We start from the raw sequence: 13,378 nt of genomic DNA, 5'->3' as shown, positions 1-13,378 counted from the left end.
TCTACTGGCCGGAGCTGTCCTCGGTCAGTGATTTGCGTTTCAGGGTGGCCCACAGTCCGCCGAAGATGAACACCTGGGTGAGCACCACCAGGAAGACGACGCCCATCACCACGTTGTCCGTGAAGATCATGACCAGGCCCATCACGGCGGTCACCAGGCCCAGGATCGGGCAGGCGACGAAGGCGATGAACGTCAGGGTGGTCTTGTTCAGCAGCTCGCTCATGAGTGGTCCTCGTGGTCGTCGTGGGCGCGTTCCCACCGTTCGAAGCGGTAGCCGGTGCCGGAGCCGGTGCGGTGCTCCTCGAGAGAGGTCCGCGTCCATTGGCCGTCCAGTGCGGGGGCGTACGTGTCACCGGCGGCGTCGGTCTCGATCACGGTGATCTCGGCCAGGGTCGCCACATCCAGCGCCTGCTCGTACAGCGTGGCCCCGCCGATCACCCAGATCAGGTCCAGTCCGTCCGCCTCGCTCGCGGCCTCGAGGGCCTCCTGGAACCCGGGGACGACGACGGCGCCCGCCGCCCGCATGGCGTCCGCCGACTGCTGGCGCCGGGAGACGACGATGTTCGTCCGTCCCGGCAGGGGCCGGAACCTCTCCGGGAACGAGTCCCAGGTGCGCCGGCCCATGATGACCGGGTGGCCGTGGGTGCGGTCCCTGAAGTGGGCGAGGTCCTCGGGCAGGTGCCACGGCATGGAGCCGTCGGCGCCGATGACGCGATCCGGGGTCTGGGCCCAGATCATGCCGATGCGGATGGGGGTACTGTCAGACGGCAATGGGGGCCTTGATCGTCGGGTGGTGCTGGTAGTCGACCAGCTCGAAGTCCTCGAGGGCGTAGCTGAAGATGTCCTCCGGGGTCCGGTTGAACCTCAGCTGCGGGTAGGGGAACGGGTCCCGGGAGAGCTGCTCGGTGACCTGGTCCACGTGGTTGTCATAGATGTGGCAGTCGCCGCCGGTCCAGACGAACTCGCCGGGCTCCAGTCCCGTCTGCTGCGCCATCATCACGGTCAGCAGGGCGTAGGAGGCGATGTTGAACGGCACCCCGAGGAACAGGTCCGCCGAGCGCTGGTACAGCTGGCAGGAGAGGCGGCCGGGGCCGCTCTCCTGCGGGGCCACGTAGAACTGGAACATCGCGTGGCACGGGGGCAGGGCCATCTGGTCCACCTCCGCCGGATTCCATGCGGTGACCAGGTGGCGGCGCGAGTCCGGGGTGGTCTGGATGGAGTCCACGACCTTCGCGATCTGGTCGATCTGCCCGCCGTCCGGCGTGGGCCAGGACCGCCACTGCACGCCGTAGACCGGGCCCAGTTCACCGTCCTCGTCCGCCCACTCGTCCCAGATCTTCACGCCGCGCTCCTGCAGCCAGCGGACGTTGGAGTCGCCGCGCAGGAACCACAGCAGCTCCAGCGCCACGGACTTGAAGTGCACGCGCTTGGTGGTGATCAAGGGGAACGATCCGCCGAGGTCGAACCGCAACTGCCGGCCGAACACGCTGCGCGTCCCGGTGCCGGTGCGGTCCGTCTTGGCGGCGCCGGTGGCCATGACATCGGCCAGCAGGTCCTCATACGGGGTGGAGATGCTCACCCGTGCATTCTACGGGCCACCCCCGTCAGCAGTTCCACCGTCTCCTCAGGGCTGAAACCCGCCGCCCTCGACCACAGCCCCGCCCGGCGCGCGCGGCGGGCGCAAGAATCACAGTTCGCCGTCGAACACCAACGGCGCGTACTCGGGGTAGCGACGCAGGTAGTCCTGCACGTAGGAGCATTCCGGGACGATCAGGAAGCCTTCGGCCTTGAGCCGCTCCAGCACGATCGTCACCAGCGCACGGGCGTAGCCGCGGCGGCCGAAGGCCTCGTCGATGATGGTGTGCTGCAGGATCACCACGGTGTCCTCGCCCACGGTCTGCTCCGTGTAGCCGAGGAAGCCGATGAACTGCTCCTTCTGCCACAGTTCGATCCGGCCGCGGTCCGGGTCGCGCTCCACGTGCAGGTCGTCATGGACGATCTTCGGGGTCTCGGTGCTGCTGCCCTGGGTGCTCATGCGATGAGGCTACTTCAGTCGTCCCAGACGTCGTAGACCTCGACCGACACGATTTTTCCGCCGGCGTCCAGGGCCTGGTGGGCCACGATGACCGCACCGGGCTTCAGATAGGGATCCTTGCGGGGCAGGGCGGCCAGGACGGCGTCCCGGGATTCCGATGCCCCGTTCACCAACACCTCGTCCTTGAGCACCTCGAGGATCTCCGGCAACACCGGCCGATGGGTGCACAGCAGGGTCGAGCGCTGCTTGCCCAGCCGGGCGGCCATCTCCTTGCGGGACTTCTTGGGCTTGTTCTTCACCGTCTTCTCGTTGAAGGCGCCCAGCTCCTTGAACCCGCGCTTGGTGTCCTTCACATACGGGGTCACCGTCTCCACACAGCGCAGGTAGGGGGACGTGATGACCTTGTCCGGGTTCCAGGCCCCCAGCAGACGACGCACGGACATCGCCTGCCGCTGTCCCGTGGCCGCGAGCGGCCGCCGGTCCTCCGCGCGGGACCAGGAGGAGCGGGGCTTCGCCTTCGCGTGGCGCAGGATGATGAACGGGGCGGTGCGCAGGGTCTTGTTGCGGTGGGCCGCGACCAGGGCCTCCAACGGCTCGCGGTCCGTGGCATTGGTCAGGGCGGCGCGGGCCTTCTTGACGCTCATCCACTCGGTGCGGTCCACCTCGCGGCCGTCCGGGACCGGGGTGGTCCGGGAGGCCTCGGCGGCCCAGTACCAGACCTCCTTGGGCGTCTTGGAAGCGCCGATGGTGTACCGCGTCGTCGGCAGCGGCAGCCCCAGGTCCACCACCAGCCCGATCTCCTCACGGACCTCCCGCACCGCGCATTCCGGCAGGGTCTCGCCGTCGTCCAGCTTGCCCTTGGGCCAGGACCAGTCGTCGTACTGGGGGCGGTGGATCACCAGCACCTCGAGCCCCTGACCCGAGGCGCGCCAAGGCACCACCCCGGCGGCGAGGACCGGGGCGGAGGGTGCGGCGTCGTGGAAGTCGGCGGTCGAGCGGGTTGCCGTCTGGGGCATGCGGGATCCACTTTCGGAAAAGGGGGCGTGGCGCCCCATCGTATCCGGCGCTGAACGCCCGGTGGCCAAGACCGGCCAGGGCTTCGACTACCCGCGCGGGGTGTACATCACATCGGTGTCCCAGCGGACGAAGCCGAGCTTGCGGTAGAGCTCCACGGCCGCGGTGTTGTCCGTATCCACATAGAGCATCACCGCCTCCACGCCCTGCTGCTGCAGGTAGCGGATGCCCGCCACCGTCAGCACCCGGCCCAGGCCGCGGCCCTGTGCCTGAGGGCTGACTCCGACCACGTAGACCTCGCCGAGCGGTGGATGCCCATCGGCGCCGGGGTGGATCTTCGTCCAGTGGAAGCCCAACAGCGTTCCGTCGGCGTCCTCGGCCAGGATGAACCCGGCCGGATCGAACCACGGCTCGGCCTTCCGGGCGTCCAGGTCGGTCTGGTCCAGCGAGCCCTGCTCGGGGTGGTCGGCGAAGGCAGCGGCATTCGTCTCCAGGAACGCGGCGTCGTCCGCGCCGGGCACGAAGGACCGCAGGGTGATGCCCTCGGGTGCGGTGCCGTCCCACACGCTGGTGCGGTGGGAACCGTTCTCCACGTCGTCCTGGGACACCTGGTGGGTGAGGCGCAACCGGAGCAGCTCGCGGACCGGCGTGTAGCCGAACTGCTCGGCCAGCCGGGCCGCGGCAGCATGGTTGCCGTGCGCCCAGGCGTTGTACTTCTCGGTCAAGCCGGCATCCAATTCCCGGGCCAGCGCGGTCGCCACGCCCTGGGAGCGGCAGTTCGGATGCACCACGAGTTCGAGGGTTCCCGGCCCAGCACCCGGCCCCGCGGAGATGGCGACGGCGGCGCCCGCCAGTTCGCCGTCACGGCCGTCCTGGTGGTCCAGCCACGCGGTGACGGTCCGGACCAGGTCCGGGTCGTCCGTGGTGCGCAGCTCGACCCAGGTCTGGTCGGAGAACGGGGGATTGCCGTCGGCGGACTCGGCCGCCTCGGCCAGGGCCGTCAGGTCTCGAAGCAGCCCGGAATCCAGGCGGCCGGCACTGGTGGACAAGGACGGGGATTCGTGCGGGTGGTCCATGGGGCAACCCTAGTCGCTGCGCGGATTATTCTCCCGGGGCGTCGCGCGGGACGAAGCGGTATCCCACGTTCCGCACGGTGCCGATCAGCTGCTCCTGGTCCGGGCCCAGCTTGGCGCGCAGCCGGCGCACATGGACGTCCACCGTGCGCGTGCCACCGAAGTAGTCGTAGCCCCACACCTCGTGGAGCAGCTGTTCGCGCGTGAAGACCCGGCCCGGGTGCTGCACGAGGTGCTTGAGCAGCTCGAACTCCTTGAAGGTGAGGTTCATCGGCACGCCGTTGACCTGGGCCGTGTACGTGGTGGCATCCACGAAGATCCCGGAGGCGCGGATCGGCTGGTCGGTGCCCGGGGCGTCCCCGGGTGCGGGGAGGGTGGCCAGCCGCAGCCGGGCCGTCACCTCGGCCGGGCCCGCCGTGTCCAGCAGGAAGTCACGGGCGCCCCACGCGGGGGAGAAGCCCGCCAGGCCGCCCTCGGTCAGCACCGGGAGCAGCGGCAGCGCGGGGGAGGCGGTCGAGAGGGCCCGGCACAGGTTGCGGGCGCCGGTCAGGTCTCGGCGGGCGTCCACCAGGACGACGTCGGCCTCGGGGTGGCGCAGCAACGCCTCGGCCCGCGGTGGGCCGGTGACGGTGCGGTGGTCCAGGAAGGCGAGAGCCTCGAGAATCGATTCGGGTTCGGCGGACGCTCCGGAGAGCAACAGCAACAGGGCCAAGGTGGACTCCTCTCCGGGTCAGGACGATTATACGGACTCGGACAATGGCAGGATGGACGCGTGAAGCATCCACTGTTGGCCGCCGCGGCCGCGATCACTGCCGTGCTCGTGGGGGCCGCCTGCCTCGGCGGACCGTGGTTCTCGGTCGCCATCGCCGCGATCCTGGTCATCGCGGCCGCCCTCGGCTGGCCGCAGCTGCTCGGGGCACCGGCCCGGAAATCCCTCACGGCCGTCCTCGGCGTGTCCGGGTTGGCGGCCGTCGGTGCCGTGTCGCTGTGGCCCGGTCAGGGTCCCGGCGAGGGCCCCACCGCCTTCGGCGCGTCATTGATCGAACCCATTGCCGTCTGCGTGGCGCTGGGCGTGGTGGCCGCCTTCATGGTCCAGCTCTTCCGCGGCTCCGGCAGCCCCCAGCGGTTGGAGTCCACGGCCGGCACCATCACCGGCGTGGCCGTCATCTGCGCCGGTGCCGGGTGGGTCGCCCTCGCCCGGTACGACGCCGGCCCGCTCGCCGTCTCCGTGGGCCTCTCGCTGGCGCTCGCGGCCCTGGCCGGATTGGTGCCGTTCCCCGGCCGGAGCGGCCGCGGTCTCGCCGCTGGGCTGTCTCTGGTGCTGGCCGGCGTCGTGCCCGTGGTTCTGGAGCCGCTGTGGCCGGCCTCCTGGGGCGCGCTGCCGTTGCCGGCTGCCGTGGTGGCCGGGCTGTTGGGCGGGCTGGTGCTCGTCCTGACCGGACGCACCGCCCCGGACCGCGGGCTGGGCAGGCCGCTGGGGCGCCGTGCCGCGGTGGCCCTGGGGGTGGCACCCGTGGCGGTCGTGGGACTGCTGACCTATTTTGTGTTCAGGATCATGCCGGTCTGACCGGCGGGAGGAGTAAACATGTCTGAGGAAATGGCCGCCGCGAACTACACGGTGGCGTTGGAAGAGGGCGGTGACGACGCGTTCGAGCGGGTCTTCCGCTTCGTCGGCGGCGTGCTGACCCAGGTCCTGGGAGGCTCCGGGGCGGACGTCGTCGGGGTCTCCGTGGTGGTGCGCCGGCGCAGCGACGAGGAGGAGGTCCTGCGGATCGATGCCGTGGACCAGCAGGACGGGGACCAGATCCTGCAGGCGATCCAGCGGGACCTGGACACCTATCCCTCGGACGAGTTCGTCACCTACTGGCTCGAGCAGGTCCAGCACGGACGCCATGTGGCCGGCCGGGACGCGGACGGCACGCGCCTCGAGTAATCCCGCACGCGGGGCCACCGGTCTGGAGTAGGATCGAGGCATGTCCCTTCTTGCACTCGAGGTCTTCTTCACTGTTCTTCTCGTCATCGCCGGACTGGCCATGGCCGCGTTCGCCGTGCTCGTGGTCTCCGGCCTGTACAAGGGCCAGCGCTGAGCATTCGTGCCCACTGAACTGCCTTTTGACCTGACGCCGGAGCTCGCTCCACTGTCCTGGCTCATCGGCGCGTGGGAGGGACAGGGCCGTCTCGGTTCCGGTGAGGACGATACCGAGATCTTCTATCAGCGGGTCGACTTCACCGACCATCGCCTGCCGTTCATCGAATACCGTGCCGAAACCTGGCTGAGCGAGGCGGACGGCACCCTGCTCCGGCCCCTGACCGTGGAGAACGGCTTCTGGGCGCTGGACCGAGAGCGCCGTGACGGTGACGTGGGACCCGGGATGAGTCCCGGAGACGTGGTGCCGGTCCTCCGGTCCGCTGATGACGTGGAGGCCTTCCGCCGTGAGGACGGGTCCTTCCCGATCACCGCGCAGATCTCCCACCCCGGCTCCCTGACAGAGCTCTACTACGGCGTCATCAAGGGCCCGCAGCTGCAGCTGAAGACGGACTCCGTGCTGCGCGGTTCGGCGGCCGGTCCCTATGAGGGTGGCTCCCGGATCATGGGCCTGGTCAACGGCCAGTTGTTCTGGCGTTGGGACGCCACCCACCACGCTGGTGCCGGTGAGGAGCCGCACGCATCGGCCATCCTGGACCGGATGCCCGATCCCACCCACGGGCGCCTGGCCCCTGGTACGCCCCGCACCTCGAACTGAGATTGAGGCCCCGCATGTTGTCTATTCCTGGAGCAGTGGCCGGCAACGGCCCCGACGCCCCCGTGGCCGCGCATTACGGCCAGCCCACCGCTGAGCAGCGGGCCCTGGATGCCGGCACCGCAGTCGTCGATCTCTCCCACCGAGGCGTCGTGACCGTCTCCGGGCCGGATCGGCTGACCTGGTTGCACGTGCTGACCAGCCAGAAGCTTGACCGCCTGGCACCGGGGATCTCCACGGAGACCCTCTTCCTGGACGTCCAGGGCCGCATCGAGTTCGACTGCCACTTGGTGGACGATGGTGAGACCACCTGGCTCACCGTCGAGCCCGGGGAGAACGCCGGCCTGGCCGACTGGCTGCAGAAGATGAAGTTCGCCTCCCGCGTGGAGATCGCGGATCGCACTGGCGAGATCGCCGTGGTGGGATCAACCGCCGCGGTCCCCGGGTGGGACGAGCGGGAGGACATCGCCCGCTGGGAAGACCCGTGGCCGCGCATCGGCGAGGGCGGCTTCCCCTACACCGATGACCCGGACCCTGCCCAGCACCCTGCTGCGGGCTGGTCCTGGAACGAGTACCTGGTGCCGATGTCGTTGCTGGAGGCCCTGGCTGATCCATCGGCTCGTGCAACGGCGAGTGAGGTCGCCGCCCTGCCCGAGGGGTGGACCCTCGCCGGGACGATGGCCTCCGAGGCATTGCGCATCGCCGCCCTGCGGCCGCGGCACGGAATGGACACCGATGAGCGCACGATCCCGCACGAGATCGATCTGGTCCGCACCGCCGTGCACCTCGAGAAGGGGTGCTACAAGGGCCAGGAGACGATTGCCCGCGTCCACAACCTGGGTCGTCCTCCCCGTCGGCTGACGTTCCTGCAACTCGACGGCTCCGGCCACACCTTGCCCGTTCCTGGTTCTGACGTCATCGTGCGTCCCGAATCCGAGGCGGAGGGCGCCACCGCTCGATCGGTCGGCACCGTCACCTCGGTGGCCCAGCACCATGAGATGGGCCCGATTGCCCTGGCCATCCTCAAGCGCAACACCGACCCCACGGCCGAGCTCCTGCTCCGCGACGGCAATGCCGAGGACGGCTGGTCTTTCACCGCGGCCACCCAGGAGACCGTGGTCTCTCCTCAGGCCGGCCAGGTCGTCGGACGCCAGTCCGGGTTCATCCGCAAGGGTGCTCGCTGAGCCGGCCCTACCCCAGTTGGTCCAGCCGGCCCTACCTCGGTTGGTCCAGCTCCAGCGGGCCTCCGCCTAGTCGGTCCTGCCTCTGGTGGTCCAGCTCCAGCAGGCCTCGGCCTAGTCGATCCGGCTAGTCGGTCCGCCTAGGCAGCCCTCGCGTACTCCACCCGTGTTCCGGGCCGGATCCGCGGCCACATATGGTCAACGGTTCTGATGTGCTCTTTGGTACTGGGACAGTCACCGGTTCTCAGGTCTTCGAGATCCCCGTGCCAGCCTGCTGCGAGGAGCGGCGTGGATGCCGGCAGTCTCACCGTTACGGGGGAATCTGTGGCACAGGCCGGATCCCTTGTTTCGCGCCGACGTTCGACAATGCCAGCCTCATCGCGAACGCCAATGCCAACGCCAGCGTCTTCGCAAACGCCAATGTCATCGACGTCAATGACGGCGTGAGGTGCCGGGGCGGGGCTCGCGGGGATGGCAGGTGCGGATGCGTTGGACGGTGTGGACGAACCAGGTGCGAACTCGATGGGTGGTGCGAACGAACCAGGTGCGGCCGCGTTGGGCGGCGCGGAGAGCGGACGGGACCGACTGGAATAGCGGTGTCCCGTTGGAGTCGTGATCTCGAGATTGTCCGGGGACGCACGATGAGACCATCCAGGGTGTTCCTTGGTGTAATTGCAGCGAGCGCAGAGGCCAGAGCCATTGCCGTAACTGGTGGGGCCGCCCTGGCGATGAGGCGTGGCATGGTCGATGTGGCGGATAGGTGCCCCGCAGTACGGCGTGCGGCAGATATTGTCACGCAGAACGATCATGCGGCGTAGCTTTCCGGAGAACTCACGGCGTTGCGAGTCCATTGCCACCAGCTGCCCCGTCTCGGGTGACGTGTAGAGCCGGCGCAGGAATACCCGGGCCTCAGCGATCTCATCGGTCTCGGGAATCTCAACGGTCTCAACGGCCTTGGCTGCCTCGGGGCGTGCGGGTGGTCCGGCGGCGGATGGTCGAGCCGCGAGATCAATGTCGCGGGTGCCACGGATCGACCCGTCTGCAGTTCCATGTGAAGTCTCGCCTGAAGTCCCCTCCGAAGTCCCGCGTGATGCACTGTCTGCAGGCCCGCCCTGGGTGGCGCTGCCGGCGAGTAGTTTCCGGGCGACGGCGGCCGGCAGGGGCCCGTGGCCGGGGATCCACGCAGGTTCGTTGTCACCGGCGAACAGGGCGGCGTCCGTCATGATGAGCTGGACTTCCACCGGTGAGGCCTCGTCCGTGCTGCGGCCGGTGAGACGTTCGACCATGACGTCAGTGAGGACCTGCTGGGGGCTGCGCCCCTCGGCTTCTCCGAAGGCGACCGCCGACCCTGCCTGGTCGGTCAGGGCCCGATAGCAGGCAGCGGCTTCCAATGCGGGCAGGAGGGCCGTCAGGTAGGCCATACCGTTTTCAGCGGGCTTGAGGTTCACATGCCGGGTGGCCACGGCTTGGTCGTATTGCTCCGCCGCCGCCTCGGGATCTGCGCGATGTGCCACCGCTTGGGTCTCCAGCTTGAGATCGTGGAGTCCCAGCACGGGGAGTCGGTCTGCCAGCGACGAGTCGACGCTCCTGCGAGCCTGCTCGGGAAGCCAATGGGTGTGCCGTTCCACCGTAGCGGCATGTTCCTCGCTGATCTGGCCGCATTGCAAGGCGGAGAGGGTGTTCGTCAGATCCCCGGTGAAGTGGAGGGCCTGGCGCAGCTGGATGCTGCCGCGCTGTTGGCTCACGCGGCGGGCCAGCGCGATCTCAGCACCCAGTCCGCGCCCGCGCTGGGACGCCGGGATACCTCGCGCCGCTTCCTCTCGGTGTCGGTGCTGGTGGAGGGCCGCCGTCTCGCGGGCCTGGGCTGCAGCACAGGCGGCCTTGAGGTCCTCCAACGCGCGGATCCGGGTGATGGCCTCGGCCTCGCGTGCCACGGCAGCCAGATCCTCCTCGCTCGGACCGAAGCGTGGCCTGGGTGTGCGTGCGGCAGCAGGGCCAGCAGGGTTGCTGGGGATTGCAGGGGTAACCGGGGTGGTGGCGGCGGGAATCATGCCAGCGAGGGACGCACGTAGGGCGATGAGCGACCGGGCGCCCTCCAATGTGGGAACCGTCGGCAGCTCGACTGTCTGGCTGGCATCAGCGCGCCCGGAGGTGTCTCCTGGGATTGATGCGCGCCCTGCCGATTCGAACATGTGTACTACTCTACGTGTGATGGCGGACATGGTAAAGAGAGTCGTCCATGCTGGGGATAAGTTGCTTCCCGGCTTCCCGGCTTCCCTGCTTCCAGTCGCTGTGGAGGACCTGGCCTCGCCGGTCGGTTACTCGTCCCGGGCGGACAGCACGCAGAATTCATTGCCGTCCGGATCGGCGAGGACGGTCCAGGTGGCGTCCTCCGGTTCGCCGACGTCGATGAGGGTGGCCCCCAGCGTCACCAGGCGGTGGATCTCCGCGTCCCGGTCGTCCGAGGTATGGGGCGCGAAATCCCAGTGCAGGCGGTTCTTGCCGGACTTCTGGTGCTCCACCGGGACGAAGACCATGCCGGGCGGAACGCGATGGAACGGCAACGAGCCCGAGAGTTCGGCCGACCAGCGGGGGATCACCACGGACTCGAGATCGGATTCATAGGCGATCTCCCAGTCGAGCGCGGTCGCCCACCAGCGCGCCAGGGCCCGGTGATCGGTGGATTCCACCACTGTCGAATACCATCTCAGTGACATGCCAACAGGGTAGGGCGGACGTCGACCCGCTGAACAGCACCGGCCCGCTGGACGGGCGGGCCAGCCCCTACTGGTTGAACAGCACCGTCGTCTGTGAGCCGGCGAGTTCGAATCCCAGCGACGCCGCCACCCGCTGCGCGCCGGTGTTGCCCAGGGCGGCCCGCCACTGGGGGATGAGCCCCTCGGTGAAGGCCTCCTCCATGGCGATCGCCCCAGCGTAGGCGCCGAGGCCCTTGAGGCGGAGGTCGGGCCGGACCAACACGCCCAGGTGGCCGATGAGGCCCTGCCATTCCTCGTACCCCGCGCCCGCGACCGGCTGGCCGGTCGGGGTGCCCGTGCCGTCGTCGGGAATGAGGGTGAAGGTGGAGTCCAGGGCGGACAGGCCCACCTCGGTGACGTCGTCCGCGGGGCACTGGGTCTCGAGTTCACGGGCGTCGGAGGCCTCGTAGGACACCGAGACGGAGGAGGAGCGGGCGATGTCCGGGATGTCCTCGGCGTAGTAGAGCACCCACTCGCCGAGGGAGCGGGCGGCGTGACCGGCACCCAGCCGGATCATGGTGGACTCCAGGGCGAGCTCCTCGTCGTGCAGACCGCGGGCGGCCTCCAACAGCCAGGCCGGCCCGTACAGCACGGAGGACCCATACAGCCGGACGAACGTGGCGATCTGGTCGTCCTCGCCCTGCTGCGAGTCGGCATCGGTCGGCACCTCGATCCGGCGGCCGCCAGAGGAAGAAGCCGGAGAGGAAGAAGTAGAGGAAGAAGCAGCGGCGAAGGCGCCGTCGTCCAGCCCCAGAATCCGGGACCAGGCCAACTCGATGATCTGGCGGGTGTGGGCGTCGACTGGCATGCCCTCCACGCTACCCTTCCGCACTACCCCTCCACGCTGCCCCGCCGGGCCCGACGCCGGCCCGTCGGCTACCTGCCGAAGAGTACCTTGGCCTCGTCGTAGCGGTGCTGGGGGACCTCTTTGAGGCCGTCCAGGGCGGCGCCCAGGGACACCTGGACGATCTCGGTGCCATTGAGGGCGACCATCTGGCCGAACCGGCCCTGGGCCACCAGGTCGATGGCGCCCATCCCGAAGCGGGTGGCCAGGACGCGGTCGAATCCGGTGGGCGCCCCGCCGCGCTGGATGTGGCCGAGGACGGTGCTGCGGGTCTCGATGCCGGACATCTCCTCGATCTGCTGCGTGACCCACTCACCGATCCCGCCCAGCCGCGCGCGCCCCGAGGCGTCCGCGCCGGCCTCGGAGAGGGGATCGTCGTGGCCATCGGGGATGAAGCCCTCGGCCACCACCACGAGCGGAGAGCGACCGCGGTCGTGCACCTGCTTCACCCATTCGCACACCTGCTCCATGGAGGTGCGCTGTTCCGGGATGAGGATCGCGTGCGCACCGGCGGACATGCCCGAGTGCAGGGCGATCCAGCCGACATGGCGGCCCATGACCTCGGCGACCATGCAGCGGTGGTGGGACTCGCCCGTGGTGCGCAACCGGTCCATGGCATCGGTGGCGATGGAGACGGCGGTGTCGAAACCGAAGGTGTAGTCCGTGGCCTTGAGGTCGTTGTCGATGGTCTTCGGCACGCCGACCAGGGGCACGCCGTCGTCGGACAACCGCTTCGCGCCGGCCAGCGTGCCCTCGCCGCCGATGGCGACCACCGCGTCCAGGCCCAGCTCCGCCATCCGCGCCTTGATGTTCTCCGGCCCGCCGCCCGGGTGGTCGTACGGGTGGGTGCGGGAGGTACCGAGGATGGTGCCTCCCGTCCGGGCCAGCCCCCGGACCTTCTGGCGCGGAAGGTCCTCGACGTCGCCCTCGATCAGCCCGCGCCACCCGTCCCGGATGCCGACCAGTTCGTAGTCGTAGGACTTGATCCCGTGCAGGACCGCCGAACGGATGACGGCGTTGAGGCCGGGGCAGTCTCCGCCGCTGGTGAGGAGGCCGACGCGCATGTGGTGCCTTTCTGGAGGGGCTAGAGCGGGCGCTGCGTTCCGGGGAACACGCGCTCCAACGGAATCGTGTTGTCCTGCCACGGCAGCAGCACCCATGCCACCAGGTACGTGGCAACGCCGATGAACGGCAGGATGAAACTGAGCAGAATAACAATCCTGACCAGCGTAGGGTCCCAGCCGAATTTTGCCGAGAGTCCGCCGGCAATGCCGCCGACCCACCGCTTCGGGCCGCGGCGGAAGGGGATGTTCCTCAGGGAACGGTAGAAGGTGTCCATGGTGCTCCTCGATGCGCTTGTCTGTGTGGTGAGTGTGGATGGATCAGAACGACTTGCTGCGGGCCGCGCCGGCGATGCCACCGGCGACCAGGGCCACGCCGCCGACCACGGCCAGGCCGATCATCACCAGAACCGGGTCGAGGTTCCAGTCAAGCACGGTCACGGACAGGGACCACAGGGCCAGCAGCAGGGCGATCACGCCCCACACCAGGGTTCCGGTGCGGAGGGTGGATTTCTCCGGCCCGACGTCGGCCGGCTGGCCATCGCTGTCCGAGCGGTGGGCGGCGTAGTTCCGGTCGTGAACCGTGCCGCGCGTGATCTCGTCTTCGAGGGCCTGGTCCTCGTCGTGGGTGGGATCGTGGGAGAAGTCGTGGGGATGGGTGCTCATGTCATTC

The 13,378-nt window shown here is 69.1% G+C and carries 17 protein-coding genes; 4 read left to right on the top strand and 13 right to left on the bottom strand.

The annotated features are described in order from the left end of the window. Position 1: 1 nt before the first annotated feature. The 7 genes from BOSE125_RS10725 to BOSE125_RS18195 all read right to left on the bottom strand — a co-directional run bounded on the left by BOSE125_RS10725 (position 2) and on the right by BOSE125_RS18195 (position 4,834). A complete protein-coding gene (locus tag BOSE125_RS10725; protein WP_159552422.1) occupies positions 2 to 223 on the bottom strand; it encodes an NF038396 family protein in 222 nt (73 codons plus the stop codon). Continuing rightward, on the bottom strand, positions 220 to 738 hold the full coding sequence (locus tag BOSE125_RS10720; RefSeq protein ID WP_159552420.1) for a dihydrofolate reductase: 519 nt from the start codon (positions 736 to 738) through the stop codon (positions 220 to 222). Before BOSE125_RS10720 ends, BOSE125_RS10725 begins: the two co-directional genes overlap by 4 nt. A 22-nt stretch (positions 739 to 760) precedes the next feature. Then, a complete protein-coding gene (locus BOSE125_RS10715; RefSeq protein ID WP_236558173.1) occupies positions 761 to 1,537 on the bottom strand; it encodes a thymidylate synthase in 777 nt (258 codons plus the stop codon). Positions 1,538 to 1,687: 150 nt separating this feature from the next. Next, entirely contained in the window at positions 1,688 to 2,035 is a 348-nt protein-coding gene (locus tag BOSE125_RS10710) for a GNAT family N-acetyltransferase (protein ID WP_159552416.1), read from the bottom strand. Positions 2,036 to 2,049: 14 nt separating this feature from the next. After that, positions 2,050 to 3,051, bottom strand: a complete 1,002-nt coding sequence (locus BOSE125_RS10705; protein ID WP_159552414.1) for an NUDIX hydrolase — start codon at positions 3,049 to 3,051, stop codon at positions 2,050 to 2,052. 87 nt (positions 3,052 to 3,138) lie between these two features. After that, positions 3,139 to 4,125, bottom strand: a complete 987-nt coding sequence (gene mshD / locus BOSE125_RS10700) for a mycothiol synthase (protein WP_159552412.1) — start codon at positions 4,123 to 4,125, stop codon at positions 3,139 to 3,141. A gap of 25 nt (positions 4,126 to 4,150) precedes the next feature. Then, complete coding sequence (locus tag BOSE125_RS18195; RefSeq protein WP_159552410.1) at positions 4,151 to 4,834, bottom strand: response regulator transcription factor; 684 nt, start codon at positions 4,832 to 4,834, stop codon at positions 4,151 to 4,153. A gap of 60 nt (positions 4,835 to 4,894) precedes the next feature. Between BOSE125_RS18195 and BOSE125_RS10690 the strand changes: the two genes are divergently transcribed. From BOSE125_RS10690 to BOSE125_RS10675, 4 genes are all read left to right on the top strand, one after another. After that, positions 4,895 to 5,689: a hypothetical protein gene (locus tag BOSE125_RS10690; protein WP_159552408.1), complete on the top strand. Its 795-nt coding sequence runs from the start codon at positions 4,895 to 4,897 to the stop codon at positions 5,687 to 5,689. Between the two features lie 18 nt (positions 5,690 to 5,707). Continuing rightward, the gene (locus BOSE125_RS10685) at positions 5,708 to 6,055 is read left to right on the top strand and encodes a hypothetical protein (protein ID WP_159552406.1); all 348 of its coding nucleotides are present in this window, start codon (positions 5,708 to 5,710) and stop codon (positions 6,053 to 6,055) included. 160 nt (positions 6,056 to 6,215) lie between these two features. Beyond that, positions 6,216 to 6,866, top strand: a complete 651-nt coding sequence (locus tag BOSE125_RS10680; protein WP_159552404.1) for an FABP family protein — start codon at positions 6,216 to 6,218, stop codon at positions 6,864 to 6,866. Between the two features lie 14 nt (positions 6,867 to 6,880). Next, positions 6,881 to 8,047, top strand: a complete 1,167-nt coding sequence (locus BOSE125_RS10675; protein WP_201301182.1) for a folate-binding protein YgfZ — start codon at positions 6,881 to 6,883, stop codon at positions 8,045 to 8,047. 137 nt (positions 8,048 to 8,184) lie between these two features. Here BOSE125_RS10675 and BOSE125_RS17975 read toward each other — a convergent pair whose 3' ends face one another. The 6 genes from BOSE125_RS17975 to BOSE125_RS10645 all read right to left on the bottom strand — a co-directional run bounded on the left by BOSE125_RS17975 (position 8,185) and on the right by BOSE125_RS10645 (position 13,371). Beyond that, complete coding sequence (locus BOSE125_RS17975) at positions 8,185 to 9,978, bottom strand: DUF222 domain-containing protein (RefSeq protein WP_159552402.1); 1,794 nt, start codon at positions 9,976 to 9,978, stop codon at positions 8,185 to 8,187. A 384-nt stretch (positions 9,979 to 10,362) separates the two neighbouring features. Beyond that, positions 10,363 to 10,761: a VOC family protein gene (locus BOSE125_RS10665; RefSeq protein WP_159552400.1), complete on the bottom strand. Its 399-nt coding sequence runs from the start codon at positions 10,759 to 10,761 to the stop codon at positions 10,363 to 10,365. A 67-nt stretch (positions 10,762 to 10,828) separates the two neighbouring features. Further along, entirely contained in the window at positions 10,829 to 11,608 is a 780-nt protein-coding gene (locus tag BOSE125_RS10660) for a GNAT family N-acetyltransferase (RefSeq protein WP_159552398.1), read from the bottom strand. A 68-nt stretch (positions 11,609 to 11,676) separates the two neighbouring features. Beyond that, complete coding sequence (locus tag BOSE125_RS10655) at positions 11,677 to 12,708, bottom strand: 6-phosphofructokinase (protein WP_159552396.1); 1,032 nt, start codon at positions 12,706 to 12,708, stop codon at positions 11,677 to 11,679. 20 nt (positions 12,709 to 12,728) lie between these two features. Beyond that, positions 12,729 to 12,983 (bottom strand): PspC domain-containing protein, encoded by a 255-nt coding sequence (locus BOSE125_RS10650; RefSeq protein ID WP_159552394.1) that lies wholly within the window; start codon positions 12,981 to 12,983, stop codon positions 12,729 to 12,731. 43 nt (positions 12,984 to 13,026) lie between these two features. Continuing rightward, entirely contained in the window at positions 13,027 to 13,371 is a 345-nt protein-coding gene (locus BOSE125_RS10645) for a hypothetical protein (protein WP_201301181.1), read from the bottom strand. Between the last annotated feature and the right edge of the window lie 7 nt (positions 13,372 to 13,378).

Source organism: Citricoccus sp. K5, from assembly GCF_902506195.1.
Lineage (GTDB): Bacteria > Actinomycetota > Actinomycetes > Actinomycetales > Micrococcaceae > Citricoccus.
The sequence above is the reverse complement of the archived record's forward strand: the minus strand, read 5'-3'. Positions and strand labels throughout refer to the sequence as shown.